A 21,463-nucleotide genomic window follows, 5' to 3' on the forward strand; every position below is an offset into this window, starting at 1 on the left:
AATTCAGTATATGTGTGGCACAGAATGCCTTGGCGCAAGACCGTACCCCCTTAGAAATCAAAAGGATATTCATATGCAAACGGTTCCTTTTCTTGACCTCAAAGCAGGATATTTGGAACTCAAACCAGATATTGATGCAGCGGTTGCACGGGTGCTGGACAGTGGGTGGTACATTCTGGGGCCAGAAGTCGAAACATTCGAGAAAAGCTATGCAACCTTCTGTGGAGCCGCCCATTGTGTGGGAGTGGCCAATGGTTTGGATGCATTGATCCTGGCGTTACGGGCGTTGGACATTGGCCCGGGACATGAGGTGATCGTCCCGGCAAACACCTTCATTGCCACGTGGTTGGCAGTTTCTGCCGTGGGGGCAGTACCTGTTCCGGTGGAGCCAACCCTATTGACCTATAACATTGATCCGGCGCGCATTGAGGCAGCAATCACAGGCAGAACCCGAGCCATCATACCTGTACATCTTTATGGTCAACCCGCAGATATCGGGACAATTTTGCAAATGGCGCAAAAGCGCGGCCTGGCAGTTATTGAAGATGCGGCTCAAGCTCATGGTGCGGGATACAAAGAGACCCGGATTGGCATGCATGGGGACGCTGTGTGCTGGAGTTTCTACCCCGGCAAAAACTTAGGCGCCATGGGGGATGGCGGTGCCGTGACCACCAACCGCACCGATGTGGCAGACCGCATCCGAACTCTACGCAACTACGGATCACGGGAAAAATATGTTAACGAAGAGCAAGGCCCCAATAGCCGCCTCGATCCGATCCAGGCGGCTATTCTGGGTGTCAAACTGAACCATTTGGACACATGGACCGCGCGGCGGCGGGGCATCGCGCAATACTATCTAGACAACCTTTCAGGTGTAACTCTGCCACATGTGCCGAATTGGGCTAATCCCGTCTGGCACCTCTTTGTGATCCGACACCCGCAACGGGACACGTTGATGTCAAAGCTGGCTGAGAAAGGGATCAACGCCATGATCCACTATCCTATTCCACCTCATTTACAGGCAGCTTACTCGGACTGCGGACATGCAAAGGGCACTCTCCCGCTCGCTGAACAACTTGCAGATGACATGTTGAGTCTGCCCATTGGGCCACAGATGCCGCAAGATGCCCAAAACCGGGTCATCGAAGCCGTTAACCAGGCAGCGGCAACTTTACCACCAGTAGATCAGGTTGCGGATATCTGAGAGCAGAAAGCCGGTCCACCCAAACAGCTAGTAAGCCGTGGATCCAGCATTACGCCAACTAGCCGTGACACCGTTGAGTTACATGAAGATGCCATAGGGAATCCGCCCCACCATCCACCAATACCGCTGGCAATAGTGCAAAACGCTTCGGTCTTAGAGACTGAACCCTACAAATCCCGACGCCCGATTGACGTATAGGCGGTAAATCCAGCCTCAGAAGCGTCTTCAGCGGAATAGATGTTGCGCAGGTCGGCCATGGCCGGGATGCGCATTGTGTTGGCAAGTCGCGGCAGGTCCAGCGCCCGAAAAGCATTCCATTCGGTCAGGATGATGACCGCATCGGCCCCTTCGGCAGCCGCATAGGCGTCATCATACCATGTGACACCCGGCAACAGGGCTGCCCCCTCCTGACGTCCCTGAGGGTCCACAACCCGTACCTGAGCACCATTGCCAACCAGTGCCGGCACGATTGTCAGGGCAGGTGCCTCGCGCATGTCATCGGTATTGGGTTTGAAAGTCACACCCAGAACAGTCACGATCTTGCCATTAGGGGACCCGCCGCAGAGATCGAACACTTTCTCCACCATGCGGCGCTTGATCTCCTCATTCACCTTAATAACAGTCTCTGTCAGCTGCATCGGTACGGCATGTTCCTGTCCGATGCGGGCCAATGCCCGGGTGTCTTTGGGAAAACAACTGCCGCCATATCCAGGGCCTGCATGCAGAAATTTTGACCCGATACGCCCATCTGCTCCCATGCCCTTGGAGACCGACTTTATATCGGCACCGGTGCGTTCGCATAAGCTTGCGATCTCATTGATGAAGGTGATCTTTGTGGCCAGAAAGGCGTTGGCGGCGTATTTGATCATCTCGGCACTTTCCAGATCTGTCACCATGATCGGAAAATCCCGCAGATACAGCGGACGGTAGATGGCCTGCATCACCTCTGCGGCCCGCGCGTTCTGCACCCCCACCACAATCCGGTCAGGCCGCATGAAATCATCAATCGCCGCCCCCTCACGCAGAAATTCAGGGTTCGAGGCGACATCAAATTCAGCAACGGGGTTGGCCGCTGCGATGACCTTCTCCACCTGCCGGTTGGTGCCGACAGGCACAGTGGATTTGGTAACCACCACAGCATAGTCGGACAGGGCGGCGGCGATCTCTTCAGCGGCGGTCATCACATATGTCAGATCCGCATGCCCATCACCGCGCCGGGTGGGCGTGCCAACCGCAATGAATACTGCCGAGGCGCCTTGCACAGCTTCGGTCAGACGATCGGTAAAAGACAACCGTCCCGCGTCCACGTTGCGGGCCATCAACTCATCGAGACCGGGTTCATAGATCGGGACCTCTCCAGCCTGCAGCCGGGCAAGCTTTTTGGGGTCTTTTTCAACGCAGACTACATCATGCCCGAAATCCGAAAAGCAGACGCCAGACACCAGCCCGACATACCCTGCACCGATCATTGCAATTTTCATCTGTTGCCCTGTTGCCCATCGTTTCGGCCAGCGGGGGCCTGTCCATCAAGCTATGTACGGGCAAAACACGCGGCTGTCTGACCCGGTTGTTAGCAGGCTCCACGAAGACCCGCCAGCCATACCAGGCCAGCCCTCAAGCGGTGTTTCCCGGGACAATATCCCACAGGCGTCGAATTCCTGCCGCAATCCCATTGCAAACCCGCCCCGCAGGCTCCTAAAAGAAAGCGGTCGCGCCGTGTTCTGCATCGCTGCCGGGCCAAAGAGAATGGGATGTTTATGATACAGACGATCTATCCGGTTTTATTGGCAGGCGGTTCAGGTTCACGTCTGTGGCCCTTGTCGCGGAAGAGCTATCCCAAACAATTTTCGTCTCTATTAGGGGATCAAAGCCTGTTTCAGGCCTCAGCATTACGCCTGAGCGGGACAGGATATGCGGCCCCAACCGTGGTCACAAACTCCGATTTCCGATTTATCGTCACAGAACAGCTGGCAGCGGTGGGCGTGGACCCGGGCGCAATCCTGATCGAACCTGCGGGACGCAACACGGCACCGGCAGTACTGGCCGCGGCACTGCATCTGGCGCAAACCGACCCCGACGGGTTGATGCTGGTCGCCCCATCCGATCACGTCATCCCCGATGCGGCGGCCTTCCAGACTGCCGTGGATGTTGCCGCCCAGGCCGCCCAAAAAGGCCGGATGGTCACCTTCGGGATCACCCCTGACAGGCCGGAAACCGGCTATGGATATCTGGAGATGGCACAAACCCCCGGGCAGGATGTGGCCATTGATCTCAAGGGCTTCGTGGAAAAACCCGATCTGGCGACAGCAGAACAGATGCTGCAAGACGGGCATTACCTCTGGAATGCGGGCATTTTCCTCTTCTCCGTGCGCACGATCCTGGAAGCGTTTGAGACCCATGCGCCACAGCTGATTTCAGCGGTGACTGCGGCGGTTGAGCAGGCCCAGACCGATCTGGGTTTTTTGCGGCTGGCCCCCAAACCATGGGCGGAGGCGGAGGATGTCTCCATCGACTATGCGGTGATGGAGAAAGCGCAGGGGCTGGCTGTTGTGCCCTTCAGGGCCGGCTGGTCCGATCTGGGCGGCTGGGATGCGGTCTGGCGGGAAGCCGGGCCGGATGACCGCGGGGTTGCGCTGCACGGGGCTGCAACGGCCATTGACTGCGACACCACCCTGCTGCGTTCGGAGACAGAAGGACAGGTGGTTGTGGGGCTCGGTCTGGACAATATGATCGTCGTGGCCATGCCGGATGCGGTACTGGTGGCGGATAAATCCCGCGCTCAGGATGTCAAACTGGCGGTCACGGCGCTCAAGGACAAAAAGGTGGTGCAGGCAGAGACCTTCCCGCGGGATCATCGGCCCTGGGGATGGTTTGAAAGCCTCGCCATCGGAGACCGGTTTCAGGTCAAGCGCATTGTTGTGCACCCCGGAGCGGCCCTGTCCCTGCAGAGCCACCACCACCGGGCCGAGCACTGGATTGTCGTGGAAGGCACCGCCAAAGTCACGATCGACGAGGACGTGCGGTTGGTCTCGGAAAACCAGTCGGTCTACATCCCGCTCGGGGCGGTGCACCGGATGGAGAACCCCGGCAAGGTGCCGATGGTGCTGATCGAGGTTCAGACGGGGACCTATCTGGGAGAAGACGACATCATCCGTTACGAGGATGTCTACGCGCGGGATTAGCAACCGCCAGAACACTCAATAATCCATGCCGCAGAAGCGGATCGCCTGCCCTGATCTATGGCTGGCGAATGTGGGTCAATAAGGGTGAAGCGCCCCCCTCAGAACGGCGTTTTCCTGTGTTGCGGCCGCATGGTGACAGAGGCTCCAGCGCAGCCACATGCGCCCACCTCAACTAAAAGTTGAATTTTTTCAAAGACTTGACTTGCATAGCGTGTGCCGCATATGCCTTATTAACCTTTTGTTAATTCTTTTTCACACCGGCCGTGCTCTTTGTGCGAGGTAACAGGATGATTGACTTCAAAGCCATTTTGGCCGCCGCCCTGATCAATGTCGGGCTTTGTTCGGCAGCCGTGGCGGCACCCGTGACATTCACCTACCGCAGCAATGCCATTGACCTGGCAATCTTCGAGGAAGAGTGGCAGCAGGCCTGGCTGGAAAGTGCCGGGCATCTGTCCCCGGCACGCCTGCAGGGCCTGCGTGCAGAGATGGTGCTGGAAGTCGATTGCGACATCAGCGGGACCCATTGGAATTGCGCTGACATTGAAGGGCGCGGCAATCCCGGCAGCCTCTTTTACACATCCATCATTGATACCATCGGGGGCGTGACCCTGGCCTCCAAGAGCGGGTTTTCCGACCACGGGGTATATGCCTGGGACTTCAAGGTAGATGCGACCGGACAGGTCAGCAGCTGGCATTTTTTCGGGACCGAAACCTCAGGCATTGGTGATTTCAACCTGTCGAGCCAGGGCGATGCCTGGAACTGGGAAACCCATGGTGTGTCTTCGGGTGCCTTTTACTGCACCTATATCTACGGCTTTGATCCCGCACATACCGACGACATCTGCGCCAACGGAGAGACCGCGCCGAATATCCGCAAAAGCTTTCTGCTGGGAACCGGCACCTGGACGGTTGATCGGGGGGACACCCTTGTGACGATGCCCCTGCCCGCCGGGCTCTTGCTGATGCTGAGCGGGACCGGCGCATTTGCCTATCTACGCCGCAGACAGACGAAAAGACAGGCCTTCTCCTGACGTGCCGCCAGCGCGCACTTCAGTCCATGTAGCTTTGCACGTCTTTCGTCCTGAACGCATTCAGAACGACGCCCAGAACATTCGTATATTCCGCGACTTCCCGCTCACAGGCATCAAAATGCCCGTATCGCGTATGGTTGGCGCGTGCCACGATCAACGCGCAATCCACGTTCTTGAGAAACGCCCGCGTGTTGTCATTCACCAGAATCGAAGGCATGTCGTAGATCATGATGTCGGGGGCATAGGTCGCCTGAACAGCGTCCAGGGTTTCCCCTGTCTTGGGCGACAGCAGGATGCGCGTCGGATCCGTCTCGATCCGGTTCGAAGGGGAGATCGCAACATTCTCACCAACCCGCACAGCCTGTTCTGCAAAAGGGGTATTCCCGGTCAGAAAATCGGAGATCGGCGCCTCGGGTGTATGGTTGAGAAAATGGCCGATCGACGGGTCCTGCAGGTCCAGATCAAAGAGCATCGCCCGCAGACCGCTTTGCCGCCCCAACCCCAACGCCAGATTACAGGCTGTCGTGGTTTTTCCACTCTTGGGCATGGGCGAGGTGATCGCGATGCTTTTCCAGCCGTTCTGCTGCATCTGCAACAGAATCTTGGTGCGCATGATGTCGAAGGGAGTCGCCTTTTCGGAGGCTTTCTGGGTGACCACATGGTGATGTGCCAGCTTCGTTCCGGACAGCGCGATCTCCGGCAACTCGGCCCAAAGCCGTGCCTGCCGCCCTGCTATGGGTGACCCGGTCGTCGTGGAGGTGCGTGGTGCGGCAGGCGCCTGCGCGCCGGTTTCCCTGCGGGTTCGGGCCTTTTGAAGGGCGGCTTGTATTTTCTCCATATCGTCACAAATCCGTTTTTGAGGAGGAGGGGGATTTCACGCGCTTAGGTAAATCTAGGTCAGGCCAAGCCTGTCGAAGACCTTATTGGCCAGAATGTCGAGGGGCATGTAGTTCGTGTCGATATACCACAGCACGGCGGGCACACCGATCAGCACCGCAACAAAGGCACCGACCAGAACCAGGCGCCGGATCATCCGTTCGCGCCGGGCTTCCATGTAAGGGATGACCGCCAGCGGTATGATCCCGTATTTCGACTGTAATTCGAAGGGGCGGCGAATGTTACGGTTGAGCAGTTCAAGCAGCACGAAGAAGCCAACAGCCAGCCCGCCACCGGCCGCAATCCCCGCAGCGATGAACTTGAACCGGTTGGGGCCTGACGGCTCCTGCGGGACGCTGGCACTTTCGATCACACTGATGCGCTGGCCCTGGGCGCTCACCTCGATCCGCTCGTTCACGCGGGCTTGGTTGAGATTTCTGACCGCCTCGTTATAGCGGGTCTGGATGTTTCCGAAATCCCGCTCAAGGCCGCTCAACACAATGGCATTGCCGGCCGTGGCCTGAATGGAGGCCTCCAGGGCTTCCAGCTCTTTGGTGACAGTGCCCAGCTCCTGTTCCATGCTCTCCAGACGTTGGTCCATCTCGGCCAGGGTGAGGTCAAGCACGGTCACGGTCCGGGGTTCTTCGCCCTCCTCAGGTTTTGGGGCGGCGTCCGCCCGGTCCTGCAGGGATTTCTCCAGCTTCGCAATACGGTTGCGGAGCACGCTGATCCGGGGGTTGGTTTCAGAATAGATCCCCAGCGCCTGCTCCAGATCGAAGCGCAGTCTTTCCAGTTGTTCCTCTTCGGGGGATAGCTGGATATTCCTTTCCGCATTCACCCGTCCGGTGGCCTCGAAGATCGCCACCATATCGCGCCGCTGTTTCACCAGCGCTGCAACATCCCGTTCAAGCCGGGCCTGGCGCTCCTGCAGCAGGGTCTGACGGTTCTGACGGTAATTCAGATCCCCCGGCAGCGCTTCGGAATTTGCATTCTTGAACTCCACGAGCCGCGCACTTTGCTGGTCGAGATCGTCCCCGAGGCGCTCGACCTCCTGCTCAAAAAAGCTCAGCGTGCTTTCCGCCCGGCTCATGCGGAAATCGCTGCTCTCCTGCAGGATCAGGGTCATGTATTCATTGACCACATTGGCCGCGATCGCCCCTGATCTGGCCTCAAAAGCAACACTCATCAGCGTCGCCTGACCCCGTCCACCGGTGCGGCGGATATCGGTCTGGCCGCGCATCCCTTCGACAATCGCATCCGGCGCCATGCTCCGGATACCTTCAAAGACGTTAAATTTGCGGGCAATGTCGAGCATATTGGCGCGGGTCAGCAGTTTCTGCTCGATCACCTGCAACTGCTGGTTTGCGTCCGTCTGCACAATGGCGGCAACCATGCTGTCGGGAATCTGAGGCTCCTCCACCAGCAACTGGGCAGAGGTGGAATAGGTGGGCGGCAGTTTCAGCGCGGTGACACCGGCACTGACGACGCAGACCAGAAACAGGGCCATCATGACGGGCAGGCGCCGCAAAAGCAGGCCCCAGTAGAATTGCAGATCCAGGTTCATTCCGCGGCTTTCTCAGGAATATCTATGGGGTTTTTCAGGTACAACGGAAGCGGTCTCGTGGGCAAGATGACCCCGTCGCGGATCAGTTCCTTGACCGTCGTCAGGCTCACCGTGCGGTGACCTGCGCTGGCGGTATAAACAAGCGCCAGGTCACAGATCTTGTTGATCATCCGGGGAATCCCCTGGGAGGTTTCATGAATGAGCCGGATCGCCTGCGGGCTGATTTCCTTGCCGGTGCCCCCGACATGCATCAGCCGGTGGTGCACATATTGGCGCGCGGTTGTCAGGTCCATCGGTTCCAGGTGATAGGTCGCCGTGACCCTCTGGGCGAACTGGCGCAGGGCAGGATCCGTGATCTTGTGCCGCAATTCCGGCTGTCCAAGCAGGATAAGCTGCAGAATCTCGTCCTTGTTGGAGTTGATGTTCGTCAGCATCCGCAGCTCTTCGAGAGCCTCGTGGGTCAGGTTCTGCGCCTCGTCAATGATCAGCACCACAAAACGGGCCTCGGCATATTCCGAAATCACAAAGTCCTGGAACTGTTCAAAGAGGGCGACATAATCGCCCGAAGGGTTCGGGGCGATATTGAGCGCGCTGAGCACCCAGCGCAGCAAATCCCCGCGCCCGCCCTGGGCGTTCGAGATCAGCCCGATGGTCACATCCTCTTCGATGTTCTTGAGCAGGGCCTGCACCAGGGTGGTCTTGCCGGTACCGACCTCACCGGTCACCACGGTCAGCGGGGCCCGCGTTACAAGCCCGTATTCCAGGATCGAAAACGCGCGCGCATGTGCCTGGGACCAGAACAGAAAATCCGGGTCCGGCAGGAGCGAAAACGGTCGCTCCGAGAAATTGAAGTAGTCTGTATAAAGGTCCGGGCTCACAACATCACACTATTAATCATACTCATTGGCCCTCCCAAACTGCTGGAAGTATCTCTAATATATAAGTGATCCATGTTCGATTAACACGGCTATTTTATGGCGGTGCCGTTGTTTCATGGGCCGTTGCAGAGATGTTCACGCCGATCCGCCAGATCAAGACACCCTTTTCATGATTCGCGCATCACGGGACGTGCTGTCTCTGTTTCCTCAGCAATATCCGGGTTTCCACCGGATTGTACGGGCCAGACTGCGGGTCATTCCCGCTATGGGTGTATGGGGGGTGTTTTCTTTACCAAGTAATGCTGCAAAACAGAATGAAATTTGTCTAAAAATCAAATAGCTAGTCATTTCAGATCATTACAAAGCATTCATTACTTTATTAAATTTTGTCTCAATGTTAGAGTCATTCGGTAATTACCGTAACCAGTTCGTGAGTTGGGGGTCTGATTATTAGTCCTTTTCCTCCTGCTTAATTGTAACTTTTTTAATAGGGTCGGCTGCCAGCCATAGTTGCTTATGACTTTACATGTTCCTAATCTTAGTACCGATGTTGAAGGAAGCTCTCGAACCAGCATTACACCGCCTAAGGCCATTAATTCCGGGCTGTATCGCGATGTGTTCAAACGTTTGCTCGACCTGACACTGGTACTTCTGAGCGCCCCGATTGTTCTTCCAATTGTTGTGCTTCTCGCCGTCACAGTTGCGCTGTTGACCGGCGGCAAACCTTTCTATTCCCAATTGCGTGTCGGCAAAGACGGAGAGCAGTTCCGCATGTGGAAGCTGCGGACCATGGTCAAGAACGCCGATGCCCAGCTTGAAAGCTACCTGCAGAAATGCCCCGAAGCCCGGGCGGAATGGGACAGCACCCAGAAGCTCAAGAAAGACCCGCGCATCACGCCTGTTGGCCGCCTGCTGCGGAAAACCTCGATTGACGAGCTGCCACAGCTTTTCAATGTGCTCAATGGAACCATGTCCCTGGTGGGGCCCCGTCCGATGATGGTTGGGCAGGAATCTTTCTATCACGGGCGCGGCTATTACGATCTGCGTCCTGGGATCACCGGGTTGTGGCAGGTCTCTGACCGCAACGACTGTGGTTTTGGCGACCGCGTGACCTATGACAACACGTATAACCGCACGTTGTCGCTGCGACTGGATCTGCGCATTCTGTTCCAGACTGCCGGCGTCGTCATGCGCGCGACAGGCCACTAGATATATCAGAGCAGAGGCACCGGCTCCCATCGGGTCGAAATCTGCTCTGACACTTCTTTTTCAATAGATTGTTTTAAGATGCCCCCGCCAGCATGCTGGCCCTGCTTGGGGCGATGTATTACTCTTTGAATCGATCTCATTATCTATCAGGGAAATGTTATGTTTGCTCCGACCCTCTCCAAATCCGCTCTGGCCGCTGCGGTCTTTCTTGCGTTGGCAGGGTGCAAATCAGATGCAGACCGCGCTGAGGAATATTTCCAGTCGGGGCTGGCCCTGATTGAATCCGGTGATACGGACCGGGCCATGGTTCAGTTCCGCAATGTCTTCGAGTTTGACAAGGCGCATCTTCCAACCCGCCAGACCATGGCCGAATTATTCATGACCCAGGGAAATCCGCGGGCGGCCTATGGTCAGTATCTGGCCATCGCAGAGCAATACCCGGAGAACTTCGAAGCGCGCCGGGCCCTGGCGGAACTGGCCTTTGAAGCGGGCAATTGGGATGAATTCATCCGCCACGGCACTGTTGCGGTAGAGCTCTCCGCAGAGGATCCGCGCGTTCAGGCCATCAGCCTGGGACTGAAATACCGCGAAGCCGCCCTTGCAGAAGACGATCCGGCCCTACAGGCCTTGACGGCGCCAACAGAGACGTTGCTGGCAACCCTGCCGGACAGCAACATCCTGAACCGGTTGCTGATGGACCGCTATGCGCGGGATGGCGCGCTGAGCAAGGCGCTTGAGCGCATGGATGTCCTGCTGGCCGCGGCCCCTGATGACCGTGTGCTCTATACCCAGCGGTTGGGGATGCTGGGCCAGATGCAGGATCTCGACGCAATCGAGGTTCAGTTGCGCGACATGGTCAAGCGTTTCCCCGGCGATACTGAAATCCAGCGCATGATGCTGCGGTTCTTTGTATCGCAGCAGAAACTGGAAGATGCCGAAGCCTTCCTGCGGGAGATTTCCGATCCGGCCGACGAAAACCCCGGCCTCTTTGTCAATCTGATCCAGTTTGTCTCGCAGGTTCACGGGGAGGATGCGGCCCGTGTCGAGATTGAACGTGCGATTGCTGTGAACCCCAATCCCAATCGCTTCAAGGCGATGTTGGCCCTGATGGATTTCCAGGCGGGCGAGCAGGACAAGGCCATCGCCGAGATGGAAGCCATCGTGGAACAGAGCGATGCCAATGAAGAGGACAGCTCGGGGTTCAAAGCCACCCTGGCGCGGATGCTTGTCAATACCGGCAATCAGGTTGGGGCCCGCCGTCTTGTCGAAGAAGTGCTTGAGCAAAACCCTTCCGCGGTTGATGCGCTGAAAATGCAGGCCAGCTGGCAGCTGCAGGCGGACGAGACCGACGCCGCGATTGCCAACCTGCGTCTGGCTCTGGACACGGCCCCGGAAGATGTTCAGGCGATGAACCTGATGTATGAGGCGCACACACGCACAGGCGAGACCGATCTGGCGCGCGATTTCCTCGCCCAGGCTGTCGAAGCCTCCGGCAATGCGCCTGAAACCTCGCTCCGCTACGCCAGGGTTCTGATCCAGGAAGGCCGTCTCTTCCCGGCCGAAGACGTCCTGCTGCCGGCGCTCCGGCAAAGCCCCGGCAACCTCGAACTTCTGACCGTGCTGGGCGATCTCTATCTGCGTATGGAAGACCTGCCCCGGGCCAATCAGGTCATCGACACCCTGAGACGCCTGGACACGGAACAATCGCGCAATGTGGCCAATGGATTGCAGGCCCAGGCCCTCAATCAGGAAGGCGGCACCGAACAGGCCATGCAGTTCCTTGAAGAACTCTCCAGCGGTGAAGATGCTGGCCTGCGCGAGCGGTTGGTGCTGATGCGCGCCCGTTTGCAGGTCGGGGAAGTCGAGGAAGCGCAACGCATGGCGCAGGCGCTGGTCGCGGAAAACCCTGAAAATCTTGGGCTCAAGCAGGCGCTGGCCTCCACGCAGACTGCAGCCGGTGATCTGGATGCCGCCAAGATCACCTTGCGTGAAGTGACCACAGCAGCCCCTGAAAGAGCGCTGGATGCCTGGCTGCAACTGACCCGCATCGCGCTGCGTCAGGGCAACCCTGAAGAGGCGGATGCGATCATCGAAGAAGCGCTGGATGCCACGAACAACCACCCCAATGTCATGTGGGCCAAGGCCAGCAGGCTTGAGCGTATCGGAGATGTCGATGGCGCCATCGGGATTTACGAGACGCTTTACGAGCAGAATTCCAGCGCGGTTGTTGTCGCCAATAACCTGGCCAGCCTGCTTGCAACGTATAAAGACGATGCCGACAGCCTTGAGCGCGCCTGGGTGATTGCCCGCCGTCTGCGCGATTTCGAAGTGCCCGCCCTTCAGGATACCTACGGCTGGGTGCTGTTCCGCCGCGGGGATGCCGAAGGCGCCCTGCCCTATCTGGAAAGCGCTGCAGCCGGGCTGGCAGAAGATCCGGTGGTCCAGGCGCATCTTGGCTTCACCTATGCCGCTCTGGAGCGCAATGACGAAGCGCTGGAGCAGATACAGAAGGCCCTCACCATTGCCGGACCGGCGGATACCCATCCGCAAATCGAGAAGGCACGTGCAGAAATGGCACGCCTGCGTGCACTGGTCGAACAGTGATCGACCACCCGCCGCAAGCGTGATGTATTCACTACAATGCGGTGCCGAAATGAGGGCACCGCGATGTTTCAGCTTGTTTTTATGGAACGGTTCATTCCAACAATAACCCCGAGGCGTCGGGAAGGTGATCTGATATGAAACTCATACCTCTGTTGTCAGCCGTAATGGCCTTTGTCATCTGTGCTGTCTCTGCAAACGCGCAGGGCGACTACAGGATCCGCTCTGGTGATGTGCTACAGGTGGAAGTGCTTGAAGACCCAAGCCTCGACCGGGCTGTTGTTGTTCTGCCAAGTGGGCAGATCAGCTTTCCTTTTGCAGGCACCCTGACGGCCGGGGGACGCACGATCAGCCAAGTGCAAATCTCCATCCGGGATGCCATCAGCTCCAATTTCGCGAGCCCACCCACGGTCTTTGTCGGCGTGCAGCCCCGTCAGGATCCGCAGGATGCTGCCCGCACGGGCATTACCGGCCCCAGCATTGACGTCTACTTCGTCGGAGAAGTGAACAACCCGGGCATGGTTGTGGTCAAACGCGGAACAACATTATTGCAGGCCATCGCCATCAGTGGCGGTGTATCAAGATTTGCAGCGATCAAACGCGTTCAGCTGCGCCGCACGGATCGAAGCGGTGTACAACGTGTGACGATCCTGAATTATAAAGCCCTGGCCAACGGGGCTGTGACAAACGATATCGAGCTGAAGGACGGAGATGTCATTCTGGTACCAGAACGGCGTCTGTTCGAATAACAGGCATTCGCACAGGCGGAAAACCACAAGAACGCACCAGGGAACCGGGGCGTTTTTGATTTTGTGCACGGTTGGTGCTGTGGTGCGGGCTCAGGATGTGGCCCCGCCCGGCTTTATTGCGCGCTTTGATGTCACGCAGCGTCTGGAATACAGCGACAACCCTGATCTCGAAGCAGATGGGGAATCTGATTTCTTTGGCCGCACCGTGCTGGGGTTCGGTCTTGAGAGCATCACCTCCGTTGACCGCATTGCACTGAACCTTAGTACGGATATCGAGGAAGGCCGCGATAACCAGTCCAGTTTTGATCTGACGAATTCCACGGTCGGGCTCAACTATGACCGCAACACGCGCAATGCTCTCTTGGGCCTTAATGCCAGCTATCGCGAGTCCGATACGAACAACTCCTCGCTGGATGCGGATTTCGATCAGGACGGCAATATCATCAATCAGGACAGCGGCACGCGGCAAAGCTATAACTTTGGTCTTGAAGGCGCGATCGGACGCGAAGCCCCCATCGGGGCCAGTTTCAACTGGCGCTATAGCGAGCTGACCTTCAGCGGCACCAATGATCCCGATCTGACAGATCAGAGCACCAATGAGGTCTCAGGACAGGTTGATTTTCGCATTGATCGCCGCATCACTGCCAACCTGACCGCCAGTTACAGGGATTTCGACGCGCAAGGCGACGGGGTGAACCGGGAAACCATCGGCTTCGGGGCCGGGGTTGTTCTGGAGGTCACGCCCATCCTCACAGCCGATCTTTCCTTGAGTTATGACAGTATTGAACGCTCTGGCAACGAGGTGGGGACAGATGAAGGGGTGAGCGTTGGCTTTGGCCTGACCCGTGCTTTGCCCAATGGCTCCGTGGGGCTGAACTTTGCCTCCGATGTCTCAAGCAACGACGATGGCCGCCGGTCTTTCCTGAATGTCAGCCGGAACCTGGAACTGCCACGGGGCGCTTTGTCCGTAACCCTGGGCGTGACCGGGGCTGATGTGGTCGGCACCGATCCCCTGGTCGATATTGAATACCGCCATGAGCTGCCAACCGCCGTTCTGAGCTTTGGTCTGGCGCAAAGCGTGAACACCGACAGCAACAACGACGAGGACATCAACACCAGCCTGCGCGCAAGCTACGATCAGCGGATCAACAGCATCTCCAGCTTTGGGCTGAGCGTTTCCTTCTTTAACCGGAACGAATTGCAGCAAAACGGCAGTGACGGCAAACGTCTGGATGTCAACCTGACCTACCGCTACGACCTGACCCGCGACTGGGGGCTGGTCAGCGGGTTCTCTCATTCCTTCTCCGCCGAGGATAACGCCCGGGACCGCCGGTCAAACACGGTTTTTGTCGGCCTCCAGCGCAGTTTCAACTGGACCCCCTGATGCGCCTATCTTGCATTGCCTGCAACAGACGGACCATTGTGGCGCATGACCACGCCTGCTCCGTCTGAGCCTTCCCCTCCTGCCGATCTCCCCGAAAGGCCCTGGATCCTGATCGCCGTGATCGCGCTGTGCAGCGTGATCGAACTGGTGTTGCAACTGGCCGACTGGCAGGTGCTCAATGCCCCCCGTCTGAGGTTGATCGCCTATGAATACGGCGGGTTCTGGGTTGGCTTGCTGCAATCCTGGGTGCCGAACTATCCCAGCCAGCCCTACCTGATGTTTCTGACTTACGGCTTCCTGCACGGCGGCCTGCTGCACCTTGTGATCAATATGGCCACTCTGTGGTCGCTGGGTCTTGCGGTTTTGGACCGGGTCGGTCTCAAGGGGTTCGTGATGCTTTATTGCGCAGCCCTTCTGGGCGGGGCGACAGGGTTTGCGCTGCTGGCCTCGACAACCGCGCCGATGGTGGGAGCCTCGGGCGCGCTTTTTGGACTTGCAGGCGGGCTGCTCGCCTGGGGCTATGTCGACCGCTTCACCCTGCAGGAAGCGCTCTGGCCCGTGGCGCGGGCTGCGGGCCTGCTGCTGACCCTCAACGTCGTGATGTGGTGGGCCCTGGACGGGCAATTGGCCTGGGAAACCCATCTGGGTGGTTTCGTTTCAGGCTGGCTGGCGGCCATGGTCATCGATCCAAGGCCACGGCAGTAAGATCAAAGGCGCCGGGTCATCCCCCAACCGTGATGGTCAGAACCCCTTCAACGGTTTGCAGGGCATCTGAAACAGTGAACCGCAGCGGCACCGTCCCGGCAAATCCGGCGGGCGGTGTGTAGAACCAATCCGTGCCATCATGGCTGAGCTGCCCCGTGAGGGGGCCTTCGATGACGGCGTGAATTTTACCATCTGTCACCTGACTGAAGGCTTTGGGCAGAGCAACCGCCTGATCAGAGGGGGTCGCGAGTGTCAGCGCCGTCCCCTGCTCCGGATCAGCCCCGGTTTCGGCAAAAGCCCCTTGGGAGAGCGTATAAAAAGAGCCCGCATGAACACGTTTGAGCCCATAGGCGCGCACCATGTACCGCCCGGATCTCTCCGAGGTCTCATGCAGGAAGGTCAGGTTCTCGACCAGCGCGCCTTCGTTTAATGCGGTGAAATCCATGCTGCCCGGTGCCGCGCGGTAAAGCCGGTAGCCAATGACGTCAGGATCGGCAGGCGCCGCCCAGGAAAGCCGCACCCCCTGGTCTGTTTCCCGGGCGCTGAGCCCGGTTGCCGGGGCCAGCATAAAGGCCCGTGTGCTGGGATCCCCCAGAAGGTTCACCCAAACCGGGTTGCGCCATAAATACCCACCTGTCGGGTAGTAATCCATCGTTTCGCGGTAAGGTTTGTCGGCGACCCCATTGTTGACTGTGCGCATGTGCACATCCCCGATTGTCCCCCCCAGGGCCATGTGATGCAGCCACCAGGCCGGGCGCGCGCCCCAGCCGACAGCGATGGTGTACCAAGGCTGGGCCAACAGGGCCGTCATCGGGTTGAATGGGCTTCCGATCTTTTGTTTGCCACTGCCGAAGTTGATCGCAAAGACCGCCTTATTGGCATATTGCTCAGCATAGATATATCCGTTCCAATCCCCGAAATCGACGCCCCAGAGCCATGGCTTTTGTTCGCCAACATCATGGTGCCCGCCTTCCGCCACTGCATTGGGACCCACGACGTTGCGCAGACCGAAAGCTTCAACCGTCAGATGCCCGATCTTGCCATAAGCCTCCCTGAGGTCTCCAAACAGGCCCATGCGCCAATGGTGGTTCTTGTCAAAATAGGCTCTAAGAAGGTGAATCTCGGCATCACGCTTGCCAGCGCTGACATTGCTGAAATCAATCCGGCCGATCTGCGTTTCGATGAAATCACCCGGCACCCGGTTGTCCAGAAGCACCCCCTTGCGGGTGACGGCCCATCTGCCATCCATATCCGCATAGAAAAGATCGCTGGCATGGGCGACCTGTTCATGCCCATCGGGATTGGCTCTGCCGCTTTTGATCATCGGAATATGACCCACCAGAACCACGGCATGCTGACCAAAGGGATCTTCAAGGTAACGTTCATGCAGCCAGGTCTTGATGCTCAGGACCTTTTTGAGATTCTCAGTCGGCTTCCTGCTGTTGCCGCGGGGCGCGAGATGGCGGTGCACTTTCCACCCATCCCCGGTCAGGTCGCGCTCAAAGCGCCGCAAGCGGGGAGCAATCTCTTCTGCGATGGTCTCATCCACCACGACATAGATATTGCCGCGCTGCGCCTGTGCGGGCAGTTTGACCCCCGTCACCCAATATCCGACATCAACGATGTCCCGTGCGCTCCGCAGCACTTGGTATTCATAGGCCACGCCCGGCTCAATTGTTTCGTCGGTAAAGCGCATGGCAGGCCCAAGCGGGGGCGAAATAACCTGCCACGTCTCCCCACCGATCTGCCCATAAAGCCGTCGCTTGACCGTCACCCCCCCTACGCGCGGTGGTTTGGCATCAAACCAGTTCAGCTCTACGGCACTGCCATCGGGGTTGATCCAGCCATCAAGGGGCAGGATTTTTTCAGCCGCATTCTGTGCAGACAGGGCACCGGCCGCCAACAGGCAAACCATCAGCAGCGTGAGGAAAATTTTACGCGTCATGTCCAACTTTAAAAGGATAAATCCGGCGCTGACCACACCCATCACCCGCCCGCCAGCAAATGTGATCCTGAAACCGGGATGAGGGAAAACCTATTGCCACAGATCACCAAAGTGGATCAGGTAAAGGCCAAAACCGGCTTGGATGCAAGGGATCACATCAAGGTGCGCGACCGAATAGCGGTCAGTACCTGCCCAATATGTCGCGGCGCTTTTCGGCATAATGGCTTACCCAAACCGCCCCGCCCTGCCCTTCCCCTTTATGTCCGATAATCTTGCCTTATCGGTCATAAATAATTTCACCTCCAAAACATAGAGCATCTCCCCGAAAACACGCCTTTGAAAGGTTGCCGGTTGCGCTCAGCGTCCTTTAACGTGATGACCGCGTAAGACAGTGGACCGAGAGCCCTGCCCGCCAGTTCCACCGACCCCGGCAAATCCGGACACGCCTTCAATACGCCCATTTTCTGGTTTAGAAAGCCTGCGAAAATACAAGGGAATGTAACGATGCGCGTAGCGGTAACAGGCGGGGCCGGGTATATCGGCAGCCACACAGTCGTAGAACTGCTTGAAGAGGGGCACGAGGTCCTGATCCTCGACAGTTTTGCCAATGCTGCCCCGGATGTCCCGGACCGTATCACGGCCATCGCCGGACACGCGCCCCGGATCGTTCGGGTTGATATCACAGACGCCCCTGCCCTGACCGCTGCCCTGCAAGAATTCGCGCCAGAGGCCGTGTTGCATTTTGCGGGGCTCAAAGCGGTTGGTGAAGCCGTCTCTAATCCGCTGGAATACTACCGCGTCAATGTCACCGGCAGCCTTGTGCTGTTACAGGCGATGCAAGCCGCGAAGTGCCGTCGGTTGGTTTTCTCCTCCTCAGCAACCGTCTACGGCGACCCCGATCAGGTACCGATCCCCGAAGATCATCCTTTACGCCCGACCAATCCATATGGGCACTCCAAACGCATGATCGAACAGGTCATCGAAGACTGGGGTGTCGCCAACCCCGAGATCGCGGCCGTCAACCTGCGGTATTTCAATCCAGTGGGCGCACATGCTTCCGCGCAGATCGGTGAAGCTCCCTCGGGCACGCCCAACAACCTGATGCCCTATGTGGCACAGGTCGCGGCGGGACAACGGCCACGTCTGTCGATTTTTGGCGATGATTACGACACGCCGGATGGTACCGGTGTGCGTGACTATATCCACGTTGTCGATCTCGCCCAGGCCCATCTGGCAGCCCTTGGACTGACCGCGACAGCCCCCGGCGTTCAGGCGATCAACGTAGGCACTGGCCGCGGCTATTCGGTGCTGGAAATGGTGCGCGCCTTTGAAGGGGCGAGCGGGAAACCCGTGCCTTTCGATATTGTCGCGCGCCGCCCGGGCGATGTTGCCACATCGCTTGCCAACCCCCGTCGCGCTGCGGATCGCCTGAACTGGACCGCCAGCCGCGATCTTGACGCCATGTGCGAAGATGCCTGGCGGTGGCAATCCTATTTGCTTCGGAAAAACAGCTAATACCGGCTAAATTCCGGGGTTATGTCGAAAAAATCATTTGTTTACAAAGGTCTGTAAATCCCGTTTTCGCGTGCGAAACTTTAACGGGCCCGGATCCAGTCCAACAGGGCCGCTTCAAACCCCGCATCCACCGCCGGGCCGGAAAGTGTCAGCTTACCACGGCCTGCCTTCAGGCTGACACCGGGGGCGATTTCCTCGGGCGACGAAGGCGGGGCCACAGGCGCCTTCAAGGGCCGCTCCAGCACCCGGCGCTCCGCTGCTGCATCAGGTGGCGGTGTCTTGCGCAAAGCATCGCTGAGACGCGTGGCGATGCTTTTGTCGGCCTCAATGGCCGTGGCCAATGCCAGACCCAGCTTCTCCGGGATCGCGGTCGGGAACTGTAGCTGACGCCCCAGCGCTTCACGCAGCACTACGAAACGTAGAATTTTGGAGCGCTTGGCCGCAGGCACATGGGCAAAGAGCCCTTTCACCGCCGCGCGCACGTCCGGATAGACCCCCGCCCCCACGGCCTGTACGGCAATATTGGCCCGCTCATAAAAGGACAGCCCGGCGCGGATTTCATTCTCCTCGACCATGGCCACATAAGACGCCGCCGCCCCTTCGGGTTTGCGCACAAAGGCCAGCACTTCAGTCATTCCCATCGCGCGCAGAGCATGAAAGCGGCGCAGACCAGAAATCAGACCAAAGCGCCCTTTCGACAAGGACAACACCTCGATCGGCGTTTGCTGGCCGCGTTCGGTCAGGGATGCGGTCAGAGCGGCCATTTCGTCCGGATCGAGTACCATGCGGTCACGGTTCAGATGATCCACCTCAATGCTGTCCATGGCCAGCTTGCGCACCACCCTGCCCTCGGCCTCGGCCGTGGCCATGGCCTGGCTTACCTCGTCCAACGCCGCCCGCGCCGCCGTATCCCCCGCCACCTCTGCAATGGGCATCCGCCCGTGCGTGGGCCGCGCGGATTCGGTGTCTGATGGCTTTATTAGGGCCTCATTGGGTATCTCAAGACGCTTGCGCTTTGCCATGTGCATTCTCCTCTTGCGCCGCCAACTCGTCCCGGCGCCACGCCCCGATCAGCAAACGCTTGAATCCCGCGTAGGTCGCATCAAAGGCAGACCGCCCCCGCGCGTAGGTCTCACGGTTGAAGTCGCGGTAATCCGCCTCGTAGATGCCGGCGACCTGTTCCCCCGCCTGACCGATGAGAGCGGTAAAATCCTGACGATAAGGTGAAAGCGCCGTTCCCAGGTAGGCCTGCATGAGGGCCGCAAATTCGGCCTGCTGACCGGAATCGAACCGGGTGACAACCGCGCGCACCGCATCCCATTCAAAGGCGAGCCCGGCACGCCCCAAAGCCCGCGCGGCGGTATTCTCTGCATCCTCGATGGAGGCGAAGGTCGCATGCAGCATGTCAAAGAAACGGCCCGTGGATTCAAATTCGAGAAAGCTCGCCCCCGTGGGTACCAGCAGAATATCAGCCGCCGCCAGAGCATTGATCGTCAGATACCCCAGGGCAGGCGGTGTATCGAGCACCACAAGGTCGTAGTCATCCAGCACCCCATCAGCCGCCAGACGCTCCGAGAGGGCGTCCCAGAGCTTCCAGGAGCGTGCCTGCATGCGCCAGACCGGCACCTGAAACTCTGCCCAGTAGAGATCAAGCTGCGCGCCCAGCAGGTCGATGTTGGGCCAATGGGTCTTTTGCACCACATCCTGCACCCGCATTTCCATCGCTTGGGCCACGGTATCATCAAGGGGCAGGGGGGCTTCGCCACGATCCAGACGCCCCTGATTTTCGCGGCGCAGGTGTTCTCCATAATGACGGGCTAGGACCGGAAACACCGTGCCCCATTCATCGTTGACCTGACCGCCGAAGATCGAGGTCATTGATCCCTGGCTGTCGAGGTCAAGCACCAGCACCTTGTAGCCATCAAGAGCCGCTGACATGGCCAGATGCGCACCCGTGGAGGTTTTACCGACGCCGCCCTTGAAATTGGCGACCGCGACGATCTTGGCGGGCAGGCCCTTGGGCCGGTAGGGCAGGTAATCGCGGGACTTTGACCCTTCGCTTGCGAAATGCGCTCGCAGGCGCAGGACCTCATCAAGGGTGAACCACTTGGCCCCACCTTCGGTTTCGGTCAGCCCCTGTGGCAAATCCGGATTCTGGCGGAGCACGCGCCGAAAATGTGCAGGCGCTACAGGGATCAGGTATTTGGTAATTTCCCAGGTGGAAAACCGGCGCAGGGTTTTTTGGCCCTGTTCGTTCAGACCACGTGCGGCCAGGTCATCGCGGCCTTTGCGACAAGCCCCGGCAATGGCCGCGATGCTGGCGGTATCCACCGGCGCACCAAGCGCTTCAAGGGCGTTGTCGGGCGCTATATCAAAATAGGGAACGGGGTCATCACTGCTCATCGATGCCATCCATGTATCATGTTTTCCCCTATGTACCACAAAACGTGTCACATGAAAGGGATATCCGCTTTTCTCTGGTTTTTCTAAGGAAATAAAGGGGTTTTACCTTGGAGAGCCGTGTTCGGGTTCGAAGGATCAGGAAAACTTCAGTTATTATTTCGTTATTAATTGTTAGAGGTAAAGGAGGTTTTTCTAAGGCTTTGAGAATAAATGATTT

At 58.3% G+C, this 21,463-nt stretch carries 16 protein-coding genes; 9 read left to right on the forward strand and 7 right to left on the reverse strand.

The genetic code is table 11. The features are described 5' to 3' along the window. Positions 1-73: 73 nt before the first annotated feature. Positions 74-1,204 (forward strand): DegT/DnrJ/EryC1/StrS family aminotransferase, encoded by a 1,131-nt coding sequence (locus tag ACOTTU_RS21775; RefSeq protein ID WP_425661142.1) that lies wholly within the window; start codon positions 74-76, stop codon positions 1,202-1,204. A 167-nt stretch (positions 1,205-1,371) separates the two neighbouring features. Here the strand turns inward: ACOTTU_RS21775 and ACOTTU_RS21780 are convergent, their stop codons facing one another. Further along, positions 1,372-2,685, reverse strand: coding sequence for a UDP-glucose dehydrogenase family protein (locus ACOTTU_RS21780; RefSeq protein ID WP_425661144.1), 1,314 nt, complete (start codon positions 2,683-2,685; stop codon positions 1,372-1,374). Positions 2,686-2,955: 270 nt separating this feature from the next. Between ACOTTU_RS21780 and ACOTTU_RS21785 the strand changes: the two genes are divergently transcribed. Together ACOTTU_RS21785 and ACOTTU_RS21790 are read left to right on the forward strand one after the other, a co-directional pair. Continuing rightward, a complete protein-coding gene (locus ACOTTU_RS21785) occupies positions 2,956-4,386 on the forward strand; it encodes a mannose-1-phosphate guanylyltransferase/mannose-6-phosphate isomerase (RefSeq protein WP_425661146.1) in 1,431 nt (476 codons plus the stop codon). A gap of 287 nt (positions 4,387-4,673) precedes the next feature. Continuing rightward, entirely contained in the window at positions 4,674-5,417 is a 744-nt protein-coding gene (locus tag ACOTTU_RS21790; protein WP_425661148.1) for a VPLPA-CTERM sorting domain-containing protein, read from the forward strand. Positions 5,418-5,436: 19 nt separating this feature from the next. On the opposite strand, the gene ACOTTU_RS21795 is transcribed toward ACOTTU_RS21790, so the two are convergent. The 3 genes from ACOTTU_RS21795 to ACOTTU_RS21805 are packed head-to-tail and all read right to left on the reverse strand — an operon-like array spanning position 5,437 to position 8,735. After that, positions 5,437-6,255: a CpsD/CapB family tyrosine-protein kinase gene (locus ACOTTU_RS21795; RefSeq protein WP_298922043.1), complete on the reverse strand. Its 819-nt coding sequence runs from the start codon at positions 6,253-6,255 to the stop codon at positions 5,437-5,439. A 54-nt stretch (positions 6,256-6,309) separates the two neighbouring features. Then, positions 6,310-7,857: a GumC family protein gene (locus tag ACOTTU_RS21800; RefSeq protein ID WP_298922042.1), complete on the reverse strand. Its 1,548-nt coding sequence runs from the start codon at positions 7,855-7,857 to the stop codon at positions 6,310-6,312. Next, positions 7,854-8,735: an ExeA family protein gene (locus ACOTTU_RS21805; protein ID WP_298922041.1), complete on the reverse strand. Its 882-nt coding sequence runs from the start codon at positions 8,733-8,735 to the stop codon at positions 7,854-7,856. The genes ACOTTU_RS21800 and ACOTTU_RS21805 overlap by 4 nt, the downstream gene beginning before the upstream one ends. Before the next feature lie 615 nt (positions 8,736-9,350). On the opposite strand from ACOTTU_RS21805, the gene ACOTTU_RS21810 reads away from it, so the two are divergent. The 5 genes from ACOTTU_RS21810 to ACOTTU_RS21830 all read left to right on the forward strand — a co-directional run bounded on the left by ACOTTU_RS21810 (position 9,351) and on the right by ACOTTU_RS21830 (position 15,383). After that, positions 9,351-9,944 carry a sugar transferase gene (locus ACOTTU_RS21810; RefSeq protein ID WP_366523349.1) on the forward strand — a complete coding sequence of 198 codons (594 nt, stop codon included), beginning with the start codon at positions 9,351-9,353 and terminating at the stop codon, positions 9,942-9,944. Between the two features lie 159 nt (positions 9,945-10,103). Next, on the forward strand, positions 10,104-12,548 hold the full coding sequence (locus ACOTTU_RS21815; RefSeq protein ID WP_425661152.1) for a tetratricopeptide repeat protein: 2,445 nt from the start codon (positions 10,104-10,106) through the stop codon (positions 12,546-12,548). A gap of 134 nt (positions 12,549-12,682) precedes the next feature. Continuing rightward, positions 12,683-13,294: a polysaccharide biosynthesis/export family protein gene (locus ACOTTU_RS21820; RefSeq protein ID WP_298922037.1), complete on the forward strand. Its 612-nt coding sequence runs from the start codon at positions 12,683-12,685 to the stop codon at positions 13,292-13,294. Between the two features lie 55 nt (positions 13,295-13,349). Continuing rightward, on the forward strand, positions 13,350-14,678 hold the full coding sequence (locus ACOTTU_RS21825) for a hypothetical protein (protein WP_425661154.1): 1,329 nt from the start codon (positions 13,350-13,352) through the stop codon (positions 14,676-14,678). 45 nt (positions 14,679-14,723) lie between these two features. Beyond that, the gene (locus ACOTTU_RS21830; protein WP_425661156.1) at positions 14,724-15,383 is read left to right on the forward strand and encodes a rhomboid family intramembrane serine protease; all 660 of its coding nucleotides are present in this window, start codon (positions 14,724-14,726) and stop codon (positions 15,381-15,383) included. Positions 15,384-15,399: 16 nt separating this feature from the next. On the opposite strand, the gene ACOTTU_RS21835 is transcribed toward ACOTTU_RS21830, so the two are convergent. Continuing rightward, entirely contained in the window at positions 15,400-17,328 is a 1,929-nt protein-coding gene (locus ACOTTU_RS21835; RefSeq protein WP_425661158.1) for an Ig-like domain-containing protein, read from the reverse strand. A gap of 504 nt (positions 17,329-17,832) precedes the next feature. Here ACOTTU_RS21835 and galE point away from each other — a divergent pair. Continuing rightward, on the forward strand, positions 17,833-18,843 hold the full coding sequence (gene galE, locus ACOTTU_RS21840) for a UDP-glucose 4-epimerase GalE (protein ID WP_425661160.1): 1,011 nt from the start codon (positions 17,833-17,835) through the stop codon (positions 18,841-18,843). Between the two features lie 80 nt (positions 18,844-18,923). Here the strand turns inward: galE and ACOTTU_RS21845 are convergent, their stop codons facing one another. Next, on the reverse strand, positions 18,924-19,865 hold the full coding sequence (locus ACOTTU_RS21845) for a ParB/RepB/Spo0J family partition protein (RefSeq protein WP_425661162.1): 942 nt from the start codon (positions 19,863-19,865) through the stop codon (positions 18,924-18,926). Next, the gene (locus ACOTTU_RS21850; protein WP_425661164.1) at positions 19,843-21,246 is read right to left on the reverse strand and encodes an AAA family ATPase; all 1,404 of its coding nucleotides are present in this window, start codon (positions 21,244-21,246) and stop codon (positions 19,843-19,845) included. The genes ACOTTU_RS21845 and ACOTTU_RS21850 overlap by 23 nt, the downstream gene beginning before the upstream one ends. Positions 21,247-21,463 lie beyond the last annotated feature (217 nt).

Origin of the sequence: Roseobacter sp. EG26, assembly GCF_049830555.1 — a bacterium.
In the GTDB taxonomy this organism is placed as follows: domain Bacteria; phylum Pseudomonadota; class Alphaproteobacteria; order Rhodobacterales; family Rhodobacteraceae; genus Roseobacter.

Coding starts and splice junctions, on each gene's coding strand:
- ACOTTU_RS21775 (WP_425661142.1), top strand. CDS start 74: ATGCAAACGGTTCCTTTTCTTGACCTCAAAGCAGGATATTTGGAACTC.
- ACOTTU_RS21835 (WP_425661158.1), bottom strand. CDS start 17,328: ATGACGCGTAAAATTTTCCTCACGCTGCTGATGGTTTGCCTGTTGGCG.
- ACOTTU_RS21790 (WP_425661148.1), top strand. CDS start 4,674: ATGATTGACTTCAAAGCCATTTTGGCCGCCGCCCTGATCAATGTCGGG.
- ACOTTU_RS21795 (WP_298922043.1), bottom strand. CDS start 6,255: ATGGAGAAAATACAAGCCGCCCTTCAAAAGGCCCGAACCCGCAGGGAA.
- ACOTTU_RS21850 (WP_425661164.1), bottom strand. CDS start 21,246: ATGAGCAGTGATGACCCCGTTCCCTATTTTGATATAGCGCCCGACAAC.
- ACOTTU_RS21815 (WP_425661152.1), top strand. CDS start 10,104: ATGTTTGCTCCGACCCTCTCCAAATCCGCTCTGGCCGCTGCGGTCTTT.
- ACOTTU_RS21785 (WP_425661146.1), top strand. CDS start 2,956: ATGTTTATGATACAGACGATCTATCCGGTTTTATTGGCAGGCGGTTCA.
- ACOTTU_RS21830 (WP_425661156.1), top strand. CDS start 14,724: ATGACCACGCCTGCTCCGTCTGAGCCTTCCCCTCCTGCCGATCTCCCC.
- ACOTTU_RS21780 (WP_425661144.1), bottom strand. CDS start 2,685: ATGAAAATTGCAATGATCGGTGCAGGGTATGTCGGGCTGGTGTCTGGC.
- ACOTTU_RS21820 (WP_298922037.1), top strand. CDS start 12,683: ATGAAACTCATACCTCTGTTGTCAGCCGTAATGGCCTTTGTCATCTGT.
- ACOTTU_RS21845 (WP_425661162.1), bottom strand. CDS start 19,865: ATGGCAAAGCGCAAGCGTCTTGAGATACCCAATGAGGCCCTAATAAAG.
- ACOTTU_RS21800 (WP_298922042.1), bottom strand. CDS start 7,857: ATGAACCTGGATCTGCAATTCTACTGGGGCCTGCTTTTGCGGCGCCTG.
- galE (WP_425661160.1), top strand. CDS start 17,833: ATGCGCGTAGCGGTAACAGGCGGGGCCGGGTATATCGGCAGCCACACA.